This window comes from Pedobacter sp. HMWF019 (genome assembly GCF_003061025.1).
In the GTDB taxonomy this organism is placed as follows: domain Bacteria; phylum Bacteroidota; class Bacteroidia; order Sphingobacteriales; family Sphingobacteriaceae; genus Pedobacter.
Genome location: NZ_QAIL01000071.1, coordinates 1 through 13866 on the forward strand (window position 1 = coordinate 1; position 13866 = coordinate 13866).

A 13866-nucleotide genomic window follows, 5' to 3' on the forward strand; every position below is an offset into this window, starting at 1 on the left:
TTCGTTTACGATTGGCTGTCTCCGGCATGTTAGATCCTATTTTGGGGGTATAAGGGTATGGTGGGGAGTTGAAAATTTATTAACATGTAAAGAGATCGGGCTGTTTATCTCTCGCGTCGAACTTTTTAGGGCGGAATGTGTTTGATAGGTAATTGTTCCTGCTAAAACTTATTTCTATGAAACGGATATTGATGATCTTGACTTCCCATCAGCAGATGGAAAATACAGACAGTAAAACTGGTGTTTGGCTTGGTGAATTTACTGATCCTTATTATGAATTTATAGATCAGGGTTACCAGGTTACTTTAGCCAGTCCTTTGGGTGGAATGCCGCCTGTGGATGTTATGAGTGAATTGACGGAGCATATTACTGGTTCAAACCGGAGGTTTACTGAGGATGAGCTTGCCCAGCAGGCTTTTGCCCATACCCATAAGTTGGTTGGCTTATCTGCCAGCAATTTTGATGCGGTGTTTTTTCCCGGTGGTCACGGCCCGCTTTGGGATTTGGCTCTTGATGAATTGAGCGGGAAGCTAATTCTGGAGTTTTTTAATGCAAACAAACCGGTCGCTGCTGTTTGTCATGGTCCAGCGGCTTTAGTAAAGGCAGCTGAGTTGGTTCCGGGTTTATTGTCGGGTAAAAGGTTGACTGGTTTTACTAATGCGGAGGAGACTTTGGTGGGTAGAGCGGATCATATTCCTTTTAAGCTGGAAGATAAATTGATTGCTCTTGGTGCTGATTTTAAGTCTGCGTTGGTTCCGTTTTTTTCTCATGTGGAAACTGATGGGCTTTTAATTACTGGTCAGAATCCTTTGTCTGCTGGCCCGGTTGCTAAGGCTTTAATTGAGGTTTTGGAAAATGGATAGGGTGGTGGTGATTTTGCTAGAGTATGTCGATTTTGATGAAGAAAAAAGATTGCCAAGTAATTTTGATTAAATTGATAGGGATATTTTGTTACATTGATTTTAATAAAATCTTATTGAGGTATTAAAATAGACTACAACTTAATGCAAATTAAAACCATTGGTTTAAAAACAGGTGTTTTAGTGTTTATTGGGCTGGGTATAGCGCTGTATACAGGCTTGTCATTTAGTCGGATTCTGGTTCCATTGTTTCCAATTATTGTTGGGCTTTTGGTATGGTACGTAACTAAAACTCAGCGCAAATTAATTAAAACAGCTACAACACCCATTTACCAGATTGCGGAGGGCTGGGTTAAAATAGAGGGAACAGTAAGTGCATCAAAAACTTTTGAAACGCCTTATTTTAAGCAGGAATGTATTGCTTATACTTATAGAAAAGCAAATATTTGGCATGATAGTGAAGATAATACCGAACGTGAGGGCAGCGTAATTATAGAAGAAGAGTTTCAGGATTTTTATTTAACCAATGCAACGGGCAAAATAAAAGTAATTCTAAGTAGCCTTAATCTTGCCCTTTTGCCAGCCAAATCAGCTATTATACATAGTATTAAATATGCGGTAGATGATATTCGCTATACCGAAAGAACTCTTAAAAACGGCGATTTGATAAGCGTCTTGGGGTATGCCATTAAAAACAGTAACTATCAGTTCGAATTGAAAGAACATGGCAACCAGCCATTGGTTATTGCCACGCCAGATTTTGAAGATAAAACAAAAAAATCGTTCAAGGTTTTTAAATACCTAATGCCTTATTTTATCTTGATGTACCTCGCTGTAAATTATTTTTTACTTTTTGCGCCGGTTAAACAGCATATGGAAATAAGTACGGCATTCGTTCTTTTTATCTTTTTTGGTATGCCCATTTTGGGTGTTGTTTTCGGGGTAATTGGAAGTCGGTTGTCGGGCTTTGTTAAAGATTTAATATCTGGCATTGGTGGTATTTGTTTTGTAGTATCCTTGTTAAGTTTTCCCTTGTTATGCCTTTTGTTTATGACAAAGACTGAATTTTATATTATCGAACGTGTGTGGGCAAGTGTATTATTCTGCACAACATTGGCATTTTTAGTAAACTATCGGAAAATAGAGGGGGCTTTTTGAATGGAGACCGGGTAGGGTGGAGAGGTGAACGAAAAGCGGCCATACCTAAGTACGGCCGCTGGATACAACTTGGGATGGCTTTTGTTTAGCTGGAGTTGTATGTTATAAGTAGGGTGAGGTCTTCGAGGTTCTTGATTTTGCGGGTGCGATGGAGAGCTCGAAGGAGGTATCGAGGGTTATGCTGTTGGTGCTTTCGCGGCAGAGTTGCCATTCATCTATGCGGGCGTGGTTAAGTGTTTCAGGGCTTGGTGTATTGGCGTTGAGCTTTAGGGCATTCTTGGATGCAGACTGGTGAAGGTGGAGATAAGGTTGTAGGGTTAAATAAGAATGAATATTTCTTTGTCTAGGCAACCAAAAATTAATTCACTCCGTATTCTTGTTTAGAATTAAACTTAATAACTACATTTGCAGCCAGTGATCAACATTTTAATCGCCGATAATCAGCCTCTTACGCAGCAGGGGATCATAACATTCTTAACAGATGTTAATTCCATTCATATTGTCGGAAAGTGTGGGCCTGAAGATCTTGAAGCGTATCTTTCCCATGTCCAACCGCAACTCATCATTATAAGCCACGAACCGGAACCCAATTCTAATCTCACTGCGATTAAAAAGGTTAAGGAGAAATATAAATCGCTGTGCATTCTGGTGTTGTCTAATAATGTTCACAAACACGAAATTATGCAGGTCATTGACCAGGGGATTAACAACTATATTAGCAAAGGATGCAGCAGGGATGAATTTCTGGAGGCTGTATTTGCTACTGCTAATGGAGAGAAGTACTATTGCAAAAAGATATTGAATATTCTTTTTGGTCCAGATCCTATCGCAGATAAAGCAGAAGCAGTGCGGATGTTATCTTTGAGGGAGAAAGAAATCATTGAGCTCATTGCCACTGGAATGGGCAACAAAGATATTGCTGAAAAGCTATTTTTGAGTATTCATACCGTGAAAACCCATCGTAAGAACATTATTAAGAAGCTCGGTTTTACCTTTAAACATGCGTCCGAACTGATCTTGATTATCGGATATTTAAACGACTTCTTTATTTAGATTAATTATAAATATACCCCCGCGGAGGTATTGTCTATCGTTGCTGCTGGTTCTAATTTTGAACTGTGAAAAAAACAAATTCTAACAGCATCAATATGAAGAAAATAGGTCAGGCAATTGGTTTATCCATTGCGGTCGCTCTGCTTGTAGCAGGTTGTAAAAAATCAGACAGTCCAGCAGATACGGTACCTAATTATACCGTTCCAACGACCTACAATTTTGCGGGAGCTAATTTTGCCGACGCAACGACGCGTTTAGGTATGGTAACGGAAATGTCCAATCTTATGAAAAATGCGCTTACAGGTGTATTGGATGGCCAAAAGCTTAATGACATGTTTGTGAATTCGAATGCGACCTTTGCAACAGCAGGGTATAATACGTCTGGTTTACAGATTAAAAACCAATGCTTTTTGTTGCTGCAAACAGATGTGCCAAAATTTATTGATAGTTTGGTTAAAGTGAGCCAATCCAGTCAACCAGCGAGTAGGGGTGTGGCGGGTGTTGGCGCGAGTTCGGCCAATGCGGCTTCGAAGTATGCATTGACTGGGTTGGGCGTAAATTATGCTCAAGTATTTAATAAGAGTATTATGGGTGGTTTGATCTGTTACCAGATTGTAACTACTATGGCTTCTGGTGATATTTCTGAACACAACTGGGATTTGGCTTTTGGTTACTGGGGGGTACCCATCGATTTTCCAACCAATAAAACTGGAGCGAAGTTATGGGGAAGTTATACGACGCAAGTGGATGCGGGCTATCACGCCAATAAAATTCTGATGGATGCTTTTTTAAAGGGCAGAGCTGCAATTACAAATAAGGATACGAAAACCAGAGATGAGCAGGCAGCGATTATCTTACAAACTTTTGAGCGTTTGACTGGTGCTGCGGCGCTGCAGGAGGTACAGGAGATTAAAGAATCAATGAGTGATAATATTACCAGGAACAGCAGGTTGTCTGAATGTTATGGCTTTGTGAATTCGTTGAGGTATAATCCAAAAAGAAAGATTACTGATGCGCAGATTGACGCGATATTGGCTCTGTTTCCAAAGAGCTTTTACGATTTGACACTGACTGATGTTAATAATATAAGAGACGCTGTTGCTAAGCAGTATAATTTCGAGGATGTAAAAGATATACTTTAATCAGTCTGTTATTCTGACAGGGGGGAGCTGTCCGTGAACGACAGGTCTCTCCCTTTGGTGGAGATGACGGAAAAAATAAAAACTATGAAACGTAAATATATACTTGCCGCTGTACTAGCGGCTTCGGTGTTTGCAGGAATACAGGCCTGCAAAAAATCGTCGTCGGGGTCACAAACCACCGACGATAATGCTTTTGATAGGAAAGCAATGTTGACCAATGTGAGCGCTAATATCATTGTTCCTGCTTATACGGCATTCAAGCAGAATACGAGTGATTTGGATTTGGCTGTTTCGGCTTTTATTGGAGCACCAGATGTGGCTAAGTTGATGGCTTTACAAAATGCTTTTGTGATTGCTTATAAGCAATGGCAATCTACATCGGCATTTGAGTTCGGCCCTGCAGCGCAAATCAACCTGGGAGTAAACGTAAATACTTATCCAGCAAATATTGACCAGATCAACGCCAACATCAAAGCAGATACCTACAACCCGCAACTTTTAGCCAATCTGGCGGCTAAAGGGCTTCCGGCCATTGATTATCTCATTTTTGGTGTTGGGATTGACAATGCGTCGATTCTAAGTCAATATACTACTGACCCTAATGCTACCAAAAGAAAAAAATACCTGGCTGCTTTATCCACTGAACTCAAAACTGAGGCAGCAACTGTTTCTGCGGGTTGGAGCTCCGCTTATCAAAGCACTTTTGTGAATGCTTCAGGAACAGATGTTGGAAGTTCGGTAGGGCAGTTGTTGAACCAATTGGTGTATGATTTTGAGATCTTAAAGAATTTTGAAGTTGGTATTCCAGCAGGCACCCAATCCATGGGAACTACCTTTCCAACAAAAGTACAGGCCTATTACTCCAAAATCTCCGTGCAACTGGCTTTACTTCATCTTCAGGCCATCCAGAATATTTATTTGGGTAAAAGTAGCGCTGGAGATGGCTTAGGTTTTGATGACTACCTTGTTAAAGCAAATGCAAAATATTTAGGTGGTTCTTTAAATGATGCAATCAAGAACCAGTTTTCAACGGCAACGGCTAAACTTCAAACTTTGACGGATCCGCTGTCTGATCAGATTAAAACGAACCCAGCTGCAGTTACAGCTGCCTATACCGAGCTGCAAAAGCTAACGGTGCTGCTCAAAACTGATATGACTTCTTCATTGGGTATTTTAATTACCTACGGAGACAATGATGGTGATTAAACACTTGTGGAAACCGGTGCATATTGCGCCTTTAGTAGTTTTAAGGATTGCTTTTGGCTTTATTATGCTGGTGAGTACGATAAGATTTGTGCTGCGGGGCTGGGTGGATGCTTTTTACATCCGCCCGGCTTTTCATTTTACTTTTTATGGCTTTGGCTGGGTCAGACCTTTTGGTGCCACGGGAATGTATGTGCTTTTTGGAGTCATGGCTTTTGCTGCTTTACTGGTCATGTTGGGTTTGTTTTACAGAATCGCTATGCTGGTTTTCTTTCTCAGCTTTACCTATGTGGAACTGTTGGACAAAACGACCTACCTCAACCATTACTATTTTGTGAGTGTGATGGCCTTTTTGATGTTGCTGGTTCCTGCTCATCGTTATTTTTCTTTGGATGTTCTTAGAAAACCAAGCCTTAAAGTAACGAAGATACCGCGCTGGATGATCGATATCTTTAAACTGCAATTGGTTCTTGTGTATTTCTATGCAGGTGTATCTAAATTGAATTACGACTGGCTTATTGCTGCAATGCCTTTAAAGATTTGGTTGCCAGCTAGCAGCCATCTGTTCCTGATCGGAGGGCTGCTTACTCAAACCTGGATAGCTTATGTATTCAGCTGGTTTGGGATGTTATTTGATCTATTGATTGGATTTTTCCTGCTGGACAAGAGAACCCGGAAACCTGCATATGTGATGGTGGTGGTGTTTCACCTTGTTACGGGCTGGTTTTTTAAGATCGGGATGTTTCCTTATATTATGATTTTTGTGACTTTAGTATTCTTTCCTGAATGGTCTGTTTTTCAAAAAGAGGAGGAAAGGCTCTATAAAGTTACAGGACCAGGAATAAAATTTATTTACGCCATTTTGGTGATTCATTTCACTGTTCAGTTGCTCTTGCCATTTCGTTTTCTATTTTATCCAGGGAAACTTTACTGGACGGAAGAGGGTTATCGTTTTTCCTGGAGGGTGATGCTGATGGAGAAAGGTGGCACAGCTTTTTTCCATGTCACGGATCCTGCGACAGGTAGAACAACAGAGATCAATAACAGCCAGTATTTAACCAATTTTCAGGAAACTATGATGGCCACCCAGCCGGATATGATCCTCCAATATGCCCATTTCCTGGCTTCAGAATATCAAAAGAAAGGAATCAAAGATCCAGTGGTGACGGTGCAAAGCTATGTGACCTTAAATGGAAGTGGTAGCCGGTCCTATATAGACCCCAAAGTAAACCTGGCCAAAGAAGAAGAAAACTTCAAACCCAAAAAATGGATTCTGCCTTTTGATCCATCTTCTAAATAGAATTTATATATCCTCAAATGAAAAGAACCCTTATACTCCTTTTACTCAACTTCAGCTTCTATGGTTTAAATGCGCATGCACAGCAAACGGATACAGTAAAACATTTAAAGAACGTGATCATTAAAAAGGATACGGTTAAAACTTTCGGTGTAACCCGTTTAAGAGCTGTAGAAGGAACGAATATTAATGCGGGGAAGAAAAGTGAAGTGGTTGTGTTAGGGGATATGACCGTAAATACGGCGACAAACAACAGCAGGCAGATTTACAGTAAAGTGGCCGGACTGAATATTTGGGAAAGTGATGGTGCAGGTCTTCAATTAGGTATAGGGGGAAGGGGATTGAATCCCAACAGGGTTACTAATTTCAACACCCGGCAAAATGGTTACGACATTAGTGCCGATGCCTTAGGGTACCCTGAAAGTTATTATACCCCTCCTGCAGAGCTCGTAGACCGGATTGAGATTTTACGTGGTGCGGCATCGCTTCAATATGGTACCCAATTTGGCGGTTTGATCAATTTTAAACTGAAGGAAGGTGTTTTAAATAAGCCTTTTGAGGTTATGGCGAGAGAAACTGTTGGTTCCTGGGGCTTTTGGAATACCTCGGCAAGTGTTGGAGGCAGGAAAGATAAATGGCAATACTATGCTTTTGTTCAGCATAAACAAGGTGATGGCTGGCGGCCGAATTCAAAATTTAATGCCAACACAGGGTATGCCTCGGTTACTTATAAAGCTAATGAAAAACTGGCCTTAACTTTCCAATATACCCATATGGACTATTTGGCACATCAGCCAGGTGGCCTAACGGACAGCCAGTTTGCAGAAGATCCGCGCCAGTCCAATCGTGCACGTAACTGGTTTAAAGTGAACTGGAATTTGGGGGCATTTTTACTGGATTATCAGATCAATGAGCATTTAACTTTCAATTCCCGCTTCTTTGGTTTGCTGGCTGAAAGAGATGCGGTTGGCTTTTTAGATTATATTAACCGGATAGACAACGGAGTGGACAGGAACTTGTATAAAGACAAGTATAGGAACTATGGAAACGAAAGCCGTTTATTGTATAACTACACTATTGGCGGTAACCAGCAAAATTTATTGGTTGGTGTAAGGTATTATCACGGACATACCAATCGTGAACAGGGTTTAGGCAATAACGGTTCCACAGGGCATGATACTGATTTTGAGTATGGCAGCTCGGATAAGGATGTTAATGCCTATTCGCATTATGTTTTTCCGAATGAGAACTTAGCTTTTTTTGCAGAGAACATCTTTCACATCACACCTAAATTCAGTATCATTCCTGGGGTTAGGGTGGAAAATATCATTACAAAGGCCAATGGTACCTATACTTATTTAAATACGGACAAGGCGGGTAATGTGATTTACAAAAAAGACAGTACGGATGTAAAGAACAGCAGCAGGCATTTTGTGATTGCGGGCTTGGGCTTGAGCTATTATCAAAATGAGGCCATGCAGTTCTATGGCAATATTTCTCAGAATTACCGGGGGATTAATTTCAATGATTTAAACTCTAGCATTAAAGGTTTACAGGTGGACCCGAACTTAAAGGATGAAACGGGTTATTCTGCTGATTTTGGGATGAGAGGTAATATCTCGTCTGTGTTTAATTACGACATCAGTGTGTTTATGATCCATTACAACAACAGGATCGGGTCTATTGATACGGCGTATGCTGATTTTAATACGTATCGTTTTCGCACCAATATAGGCCGTTCGCAGAATATAGGCATGGAATCCTTTGCTGAACTGGAACTGTTTCATTTTATCAATCCAGCTGCAAAGGATATGAGGGTTTCGGTTTTCTCTAACCTGGCTTTGATCAGAGCGCGTTATACAAGTACGATTAAGCATGCTTATGATCATAATAAGGTTGAGCTTGCACCAGATGTGATTTTTAAGACGGGATTATCTTTTAAGTACCGTAAGTTTTCAGCGAGTTACCAATTGGCTTATACGAGTGAACAGTTTACAGATGCATCTAATGCCGTGTTTACTCAAAATGCAATTGATGGGATCATTCCGGCGTATACGGTGATGGATTTTTCTGCGGAGTATAAGTTAAGCAAGGTGTTTTCTTTGTCTGGGTCTGTGAATAATCTGATGGATAAGCGGTATTTTACGAGAAGGGCAGAGAGTTATCCTGGTCCTGGGATTATTCCTGCAGATGCGAGAAGTTTCTTTTTGACTTTGCAAGTAAAACTTTAATGGGTGTGTCAAAGGCATTGAATCGTTGTAGGTTGGGTTGATTAGTACGAAGGGTGCTTTTTGGGAGTGAGGATGGGGGGACTTGAGGGCGAGTGTGTTTCCTGGTGAAATTGTGTGAAAAGTGATGCAGTTTTTTTGTTGGGAATGGTATCCTGGGATGGTGGTGGCTACGTATCTTTGATTATGATTTATTCTCCATCTGACAATCCGGTGCAATGGCTTGAATATGTTGCCACGCAAATTGGCGCTACGATAGACAATAATACTCTAGTTCTAAACGGGTCTGCTGATGAGGGTTCAATCAGTTTATTTCCTTTGGAAGAAGGCCTTATCATGATTTTAACAGAGACGGAATCAAATTTGGGTATGCGAAAGTTGATGCAATATGTGCCGACGGATTACTTGTTTATGAAATTATATCTTCCCGATCACCATTTCACTACGGCTGCTAAATCTGGTTTCGAGTATTATCAGATAACAAGTCCTGGTGTTCTGCTTTACAACTCCCATCTGAAATTAAGTTCATTTTTCAAGGTTCAGCAACGCTTTAAGGTCGTTTCCTTTGCTATACACGCCGACTGGCTTAAGCAAACGTTTCCGTCTGATTCGATATTTTCGGAGAAACAGTTATTCGATGTGCCACTTTTTAGGTTTAAAAATGTTACACCAGCAATTCTGCAGTCGGCATTAAATTTATTTACGCTTAAAGCAGATGTAAGCCCTGTGCGTTTGCAGATGAAGGCAATAGCATTTGATATGCTTAGTCAACTCTTTCCTGCTTTTGATCAACGTAGGCGCACAAATTTGTCTCTTAAAAATCAAAGTGATATTGAAGCTATTTTTAGGGTAAGGGAGCAATTGCTGGACCATAGAGAAATGAATTATCCCACTGTTGATGTTCTGGCAAAACAAGCCGCGATGAGCTCTTCTAAATTAAAAACGCTTTTCAGTTCAGTGTTCGGTATGCCTGTTTTTGAATATTATCAGCACCACCGGTTGACTTATGCACGCCATTTGATTGAAGAGCGGAAGCTTACTATTGGAGAGGTTGGTTTAAAGATAGGTTACAATAACCTGAGTAAGTTTTCAAAGGCTTATAAAAAGCAGTTTGGCTATCTTCCACATCAAACTTTATTACCTGATCGGGCTATTGTTTAACCGCTGAGGGCTATTCATAATGGAAACTGAGGTCGATCTTTGATGGGAATAAATCGTTATGAAAAAGACAATTGTAATTACAGGTGGAACTGGAGGCATTGGGCATGCTGTTGCGGTAGCTCTTGCTAAACAGGGCAATGATATCATTTTCCAGGGCCGTGATGAGAAGAAAGGCAAGAAAATTGCCGAGGAGCTTTCAAAAATGAACGGCAGTACGGCAAGGTTTATTGCTGCTGATGTTTCTACTGTATCAGGAATTAAAAAACTTGCCGCAGCGATAAAGCAGCTAACCAGTAAAATAGATCTATTCATTCAAGCTACCGGTGTATTGAATTCTCAAAGGTGTGAGACCAAAGATGGGCTTTATGGAAGCTTTGCAGTGAACTACCTGTGTAAATTTATGCTGGATCATTTATTGCTGGATGAACTGAAGCTTGGCCGGGGCAAAATAATTATCGTAGGTGGCCCGCTTAGGAGAGGTGCTGCTATTAATTTCGATGATTTGCATATGAAAACGAATTATTCTTTGTTTAAGAGTATAGGGCAAAATCAGCTTGCTATTCACATGCATGCCCAGGAATTCAGTAAACGATACGGCTCCATACCGATTAATGTTGTGAATGCGGGAATGGTGAAAACCGGTATTGATAGAAATGTAAAAGGCGTGATGAAAATAGTATTTCTTATTTTAGGGCCTATATTGGCTAACAGTATTGAAAAAGCCGTTGTCAATGTTATTGCCTTAGCTGAAACTGATGCAAAGGACTCTGGCTATTTTTATCCAGAGGTTGCAAAACCCTCAATAAAAGAAGAAATAGTTTTGGATGCGGCTGTTGCATTAAAGCTTTGGGATGAAAGTCTTAAGATTGGAAATTTGAACGCATAAAAAGGATCATGTCAAAAAAGGTGTTAATATTGGGCGCTACCGGGAGGACAGGCAAACATGCGATCGCATTTGCCTTGGAGAAAGGTTACCAGGTAGTTGCCATGGTTAGAGATCCGGCCAAGATCAGGGTTAAGTCTGATGGTTTGACGATTGTAACAGGTCTTCCTACGGATATTGATGATGTTCGAAGAGCTTTAGATGGCTGTGATGCTGTTCTTAGTTTGTTAAGCCCTTTAACCAGGGGAGAAGCGATTTCTTTTAGGAAGATAAAGGCACCTCGTGTCCTAGAAAAAAGCATGGCTAATGTGTTGCAGGTGATGAATGAATATGGGGTTAAACGTATTTTAATTTTATCATCTGTGGGTGTAGGAAATTCCTGGAAATATGCGCCGTGGTATGTGAAGCTACTGGTTAAGTTAACGAATTTCAAAGTTATATTTGATGATCATAACGCACAAGAGCGTTTAATTCAAGCATCTGGAACAAACTGGACCATTGTAAGGCCGGTGGGACTGAATGAAAATGAGATTAGGGGAACGTTAGCTGTTACTTATGATCATACGCCTAGGCCGTTCCAGATGAGTCGCAAATTGCTGGCTAAATTCTTTATTGATAATTTATACGGTGAGTCTTATTTTTACAAAATGCCCATGTTGTCAGAGGTATAATTGCTTGGTGGGCAAGGGGAATGCGGTTGATGTGTTCTGGCATGTATTCCTGGAGGTATAGGTATTTTTATTTGGCGGTGCCTAGCCGGATCATTGTTGAGCGTTCATGGGCTTCCTGGAAACAGCGTTCCATGATGCGGCGCATAATGATGTTCATTTCTGGGTATTTATCGTAGAAATAGAGCATGTCTTTTGCCCTTAGACTGACTAAAAGGGCATTTTCTATGGCAAATATTCTGTCGTCGGAGGGGTTGTGTCCGTACAGTCCGGTTATGGAGGTTACAAAGTTGCCGTCAGCGATGATGTAATTGGTGATTTGCTTGTTGCTTCTGTTGGTGGTGGATATGAGGATACCTTGTATGAGGAAGTAGAAGTGTTTACAGTATTGGTTTTGTTGGATGAGGTATTGGTCTTTTCGGAGTTCTTTGGTTTTTAATCGTTGGCTTAATTCGGCTTTTAATTTTTGGCTGAGTGGGTGGTAAGCTGAAAAGACATCAATTAATAGATGTGATGGATTTGAGGCGTTACCGTTTTTGGATAACTTTTCTTCCATATTGATTTACTATTTGATGGCAGATTTGGTGGGGTGGTATGGGATAAATCTAACTGAATTTATTGAGCGATAAAATAGCTATAGGTAGCTATTGGTTATTTAGAAATGCTGATGGAGTAGCACGTGTGGTTTTTTGGGGGAGTATTCGTAACTTTAATACATATGGCGAAAAATAGATTACTGCGAATGGACAATGTTGGCATCGTTGTAGAGTCCCTCGATGATGCTATATCTTTTTTCACGGAGATAGGTCTGAAGCTTGAAGGACGGGCAATGGTTGAAGGAGAATGGGCTGGTCGTGTTACTGGACTTGACGCTCAGTGCGTGGAGATTGCTATGATGGTTACCCCGGATGGACATAGCCGGATTGAACTTTCGCGGTTTCTCAGTCCGGCTGTTATCTCAGATCATAGGAAGGCTCCTGTGAATGCTCTAGGTTATCTACGGGTTATGTTTGCTGTTGAGGATATTGATGAGCTGGTATCCAGGCTTATAAAGCATGGTGCTGAACTTGTTGGTGATGTGGTTCAGTACGGAGATTCGTACCGGCTCTGCTATATTCGCGGAACTGAAGGAATTTTAGTCGGTTTAGCTCAACAACTCGGTAATTAATTCTTTATATCTAATTAAGGATTTCGACAAAATTGCAAGGAATAGGGGTGGGTAAAAAAGCATTTTTTGGGTGCAGACCAACGATGGCGGTGATTCAAAGTTTGTCGGTAGTTCTTAATTTGTTAACTTTGAGGCCTAAATAAAATCATGATTAAATTATTTGTAGTTGGTTATCCGTTGGATATCCAGGAGGCGGATGTAATTGAGCTCTTTAGTATCCATGGAATGGTACATAGTATTCATTTATTGACCGATAGGGTAACGCATAGTCCTAAAGGTTTTGGGTTTGTTGAGATGGTGGATCAGGCTGGGGCTGAGCGGGCTATTGCTGCGTTAAATGGTATCGTGCTGAAGGGACGGAAGATAACGGTAAAGCTTGCTGATGAAAATCGGGAACAAAGACCTAGAGTATTTAAAGAAAACCGGTTTCCTGGAATAGTGGATCGTACTGGTGACAGTATGGTGGGAGAGATCAAGGGTAAGCGGCCGAGAAAATTGGTATCTAATGTTTTTAGAGCTGATAAATAGTTTTTCCCTGGGTTTGTTATTGTGAAAAATATGTTTTCTGATCTCTCTGGACCTTACAGGTCCTGATGTTCGCTCAGTAAATCATATTTTTAATTGGGTGCAAACCGGGGGAATTAATGTGGTATCATAGAAATCATTAGATACATTACTGCTAAACGGTTCTGATAATCATGTTGCCAGGGCGAACAAACGGCAAATGCAAAGGCTGATTTTGCGCCTATCCCAAGGGGAATACGATTATCTGAATAAGGATACAAAAAATTGAATTTCATTTAAAAAGTCAGAAGGCAGTCCGGGTTATCTTCTGTGACAGCTGGCCATGTTGTAGCAGAGAAAACTAAAGCGTGTCGTAAATTCTTTATAAAAACTGCCGATCTGGATTTTTTACAAGTCGGGAACAGATCTAACGACCTTTAATCCAAAGACGGCGGCATTGATTGAACAGCATTCTAAAGAATTATAAATAATTTTATATGTGATACAATATTCTGCTATGTTTAGCGTCTTTATATACGAG

General features: G+C 40.6%; 14 protein-coding genes. 12 read left to right on the plus strand and 2 right to left on the minus strand.

Annotated features, from left to right (window positions below; genetic code table 11):
• Positions 1–176 precede the first annotated feature (176 nt).
• A complete protein-coding gene (locus tag DBR11_RS04505; RefSeq protein WP_233260646.1) occupies positions 177–863 on the plus strand; it encodes a type 1 glutamine amidotransferase domain-containing protein in 687 nt (228 codons plus the stop codon).
• A 141-nt stretch (positions 864–1004) separates the two neighbouring features.
• Positions 1005–2018: a hypothetical protein gene (locus tag DBR11_RS04510; protein WP_108550418.1), complete on the plus strand. Its 1014-nt coding sequence runs from the start codon at positions 1005–1007 to the stop codon at positions 2016–2018.
• 102 nt (positions 2019–2120) lie between these two features.
• Here DBR11_RS04510 and DBR11_RS29360 read toward each other — a convergent pair whose 3' ends face one another.
• Positions 2121–2369: a hypothetical protein gene (locus tag DBR11_RS29360; RefSeq protein ID WP_146186460.1), complete on the minus strand. Its 249-nt coding sequence runs from the start codon at positions 2367–2369 to the stop codon at positions 2121–2123.
• 63 nt (positions 2370–2432) lie between these two features.
• On the opposite strand from DBR11_RS29360, the gene DBR11_RS04515 reads away from it, so the two are divergent.
• The 8 genes from DBR11_RS04515 (at position 2433) to DBR11_RS04550 (ending at position 11656) form a co-directional block, all read left to right on the plus strand.
• On the plus strand, positions 2433–3071 hold the full coding sequence (locus tag DBR11_RS04515) for a response regulator transcription factor (RefSeq protein ID WP_158275206.1): 639 nt from the start codon (positions 2433–2435) through the stop codon (positions 3069–3071).
• 95 nt (positions 3072–3166) lie between these two features.
• Positions 3167–4213, plus strand: coding sequence for a DUF4856 domain-containing protein (locus DBR11_RS04520; protein WP_108550420.1), 1047 nt, complete (start codon positions 3167–3169; stop codon positions 4211–4213).
• A gap of 84 nt (positions 4214–4297) precedes the next feature.
• Positions 4298–5419, plus strand: coding sequence for an imelysin family protein (locus tag DBR11_RS04525; protein WP_158275207.1), 1122 nt, complete (start codon positions 4298–4300; stop codon positions 5417–5419).
• Positions 5406–6716, plus strand: coding sequence for an HTTM domain-containing protein (locus tag DBR11_RS04530; RefSeq protein ID WP_108550422.1), 1311 nt, complete (start codon positions 5406–5408; stop codon positions 6714–6716). The genes DBR11_RS04525 and DBR11_RS04530 overlap by 14 nt, the downstream gene beginning before the upstream one ends.
• A gap of 17 nt (positions 6717–6733) precedes the next feature.
• The gene (locus DBR11_RS04535; protein ID WP_108550423.1) at positions 6734–8944 is read left to right on the plus strand and encodes a TonB-dependent receptor domain-containing protein; all 2211 of its coding nucleotides are present in this window, start codon (positions 6734–6736) and stop codon (positions 8942–8944) included.
• Positions 8945–9058: 114 nt separating this feature from the next.
• Positions 9059–10102, plus strand: coding sequence for a helix-turn-helix transcriptional regulator (locus tag DBR11_RS04540; protein WP_146186462.1), 1044 nt, complete (start codon positions 9059–9061; stop codon positions 10100–10102).
• A 58-nt stretch (positions 10103–10160) separates the two neighbouring features.
• A complete protein-coding gene (locus DBR11_RS04545; protein ID WP_108550425.1) occupies positions 10161–10988 on the plus strand; it encodes an SDR family NAD(P)-dependent oxidoreductase in 828 nt (275 codons plus the stop codon).
• 8 nt (positions 10989–10996) lie between these two features.
• Complete coding sequence (locus tag DBR11_RS04550; RefSeq protein WP_108550426.1) at positions 10997–11656, plus strand: NAD(P)-dependent oxidoreductase; 660 nt, start codon at positions 10997–10999, stop codon at positions 11654–11656.
• A 67-nt stretch (positions 11657–11723) separates the two neighbouring features.
• Here the strand turns inward: DBR11_RS04550 and DBR11_RS04555 are convergent, their stop codons facing one another.
• Positions 11724–12209, minus strand: a complete 486-nt coding sequence (locus DBR11_RS04555) for a Crp/Fnr family transcriptional regulator (RefSeq protein ID WP_108550427.1) — start codon at positions 12207–12209, stop codon at positions 11724–11726.
• Between the two features lie 162 nt (positions 12210–12371).
• Here DBR11_RS04555 and DBR11_RS04560 point away from each other — a divergent pair, with 162 nt between their 5' ends.
• Both DBR11_RS04560 and DBR11_RS04565 read left to right on the plus strand, forming a co-directional pair.
• Positions 12372–12821, plus strand: coding sequence for a VOC family protein (locus DBR11_RS04560; protein ID WP_108550428.1), 450 nt, complete (start codon positions 12372–12374; stop codon positions 12819–12821).
• 147 nt (positions 12822–12968) lie between these two features.
• Positions 12969–13349: an RNA-binding protein gene (locus tag DBR11_RS04565; RefSeq protein WP_108550429.1), complete on the plus strand. Its 381-nt coding sequence runs from the start codon at positions 12969–12971 to the stop codon at positions 13347–13349.
• The last annotated feature ends 517 nt before the right edge of the window (positions 13350–13866 follow it).

Bases quoted from the DNA above. Each gene is read 5' to 3' on its own strand.
- DBR11_RS04505 (WP_233260646.1), top strand. From the start codon at position 177: ATGAAACGGATATTGATGATCTTGACTTCCCATCAGCAGATGGAAAAT.
- DBR11_RS04510 (WP_108550418.1), top strand. From the start codon at position 1,005: ATGCAAATTAAAACCATTGGTTTAAAAACAGGTGTTTTAGTGTTTATT.
- DBR11_RS04520 (WP_108550420.1), top strand. From the start codon at position 3,167: ATGAAGAAAATAGGTCAGGCAATTGGTTTATCCATTGCGGTCGCTCTG.
- DBR11_RS04525 (WP_158275207.1), top strand. From the start codon at position 4,298: ATGAAACGTAAATATATACTTGCCGCTGTACTAGCGGCTTCGGTGTTT.
- DBR11_RS04530 (WP_108550422.1), top strand. From the start codon at position 5,406: ATGATGGTGATTAAACACTTGTGGAAACCGGTGCATATTGCGCCTTTA.
- DBR11_RS04535 (WP_108550423.1), top strand. From the start codon at position 6,734: ATGAAAAGAACCCTTATACTCCTTTTACTCAACTTCAGCTTCTATGGT.
- DBR11_RS04545 (WP_108550425.1), top strand. From the start codon at position 10,161: ATGAAAAAGACAATTGTAATTACAGGTGGAACTGGAGGCATTGGGCAT.
- DBR11_RS04550 (WP_108550426.1), top strand. From the start codon at position 10,997: ATGTCAAAAAAGGTGTTAATATTGGGCGCTACCGGGAGGACAGGCAAA.
- DBR11_RS04555 (WP_108550427.1), bottom strand. From the start codon at position 12,209: ATGGAAGAAAAGTTATCCAAAAACGGTAACGCCTCAAATCCATCACAT.
- DBR11_RS04560 (WP_108550428.1), top strand. From the start codon at position 12,372: ATGGCGAAAAATAGATTACTGCGAATGGACAATGTTGGCATCGTTGTA.
- DBR11_RS04565 (WP_108550429.1), top strand. From the start codon at position 12,969: ATGATTAAATTATTTGTAGTTGGTTATCCGTTGGATATCCAGGAGGCG.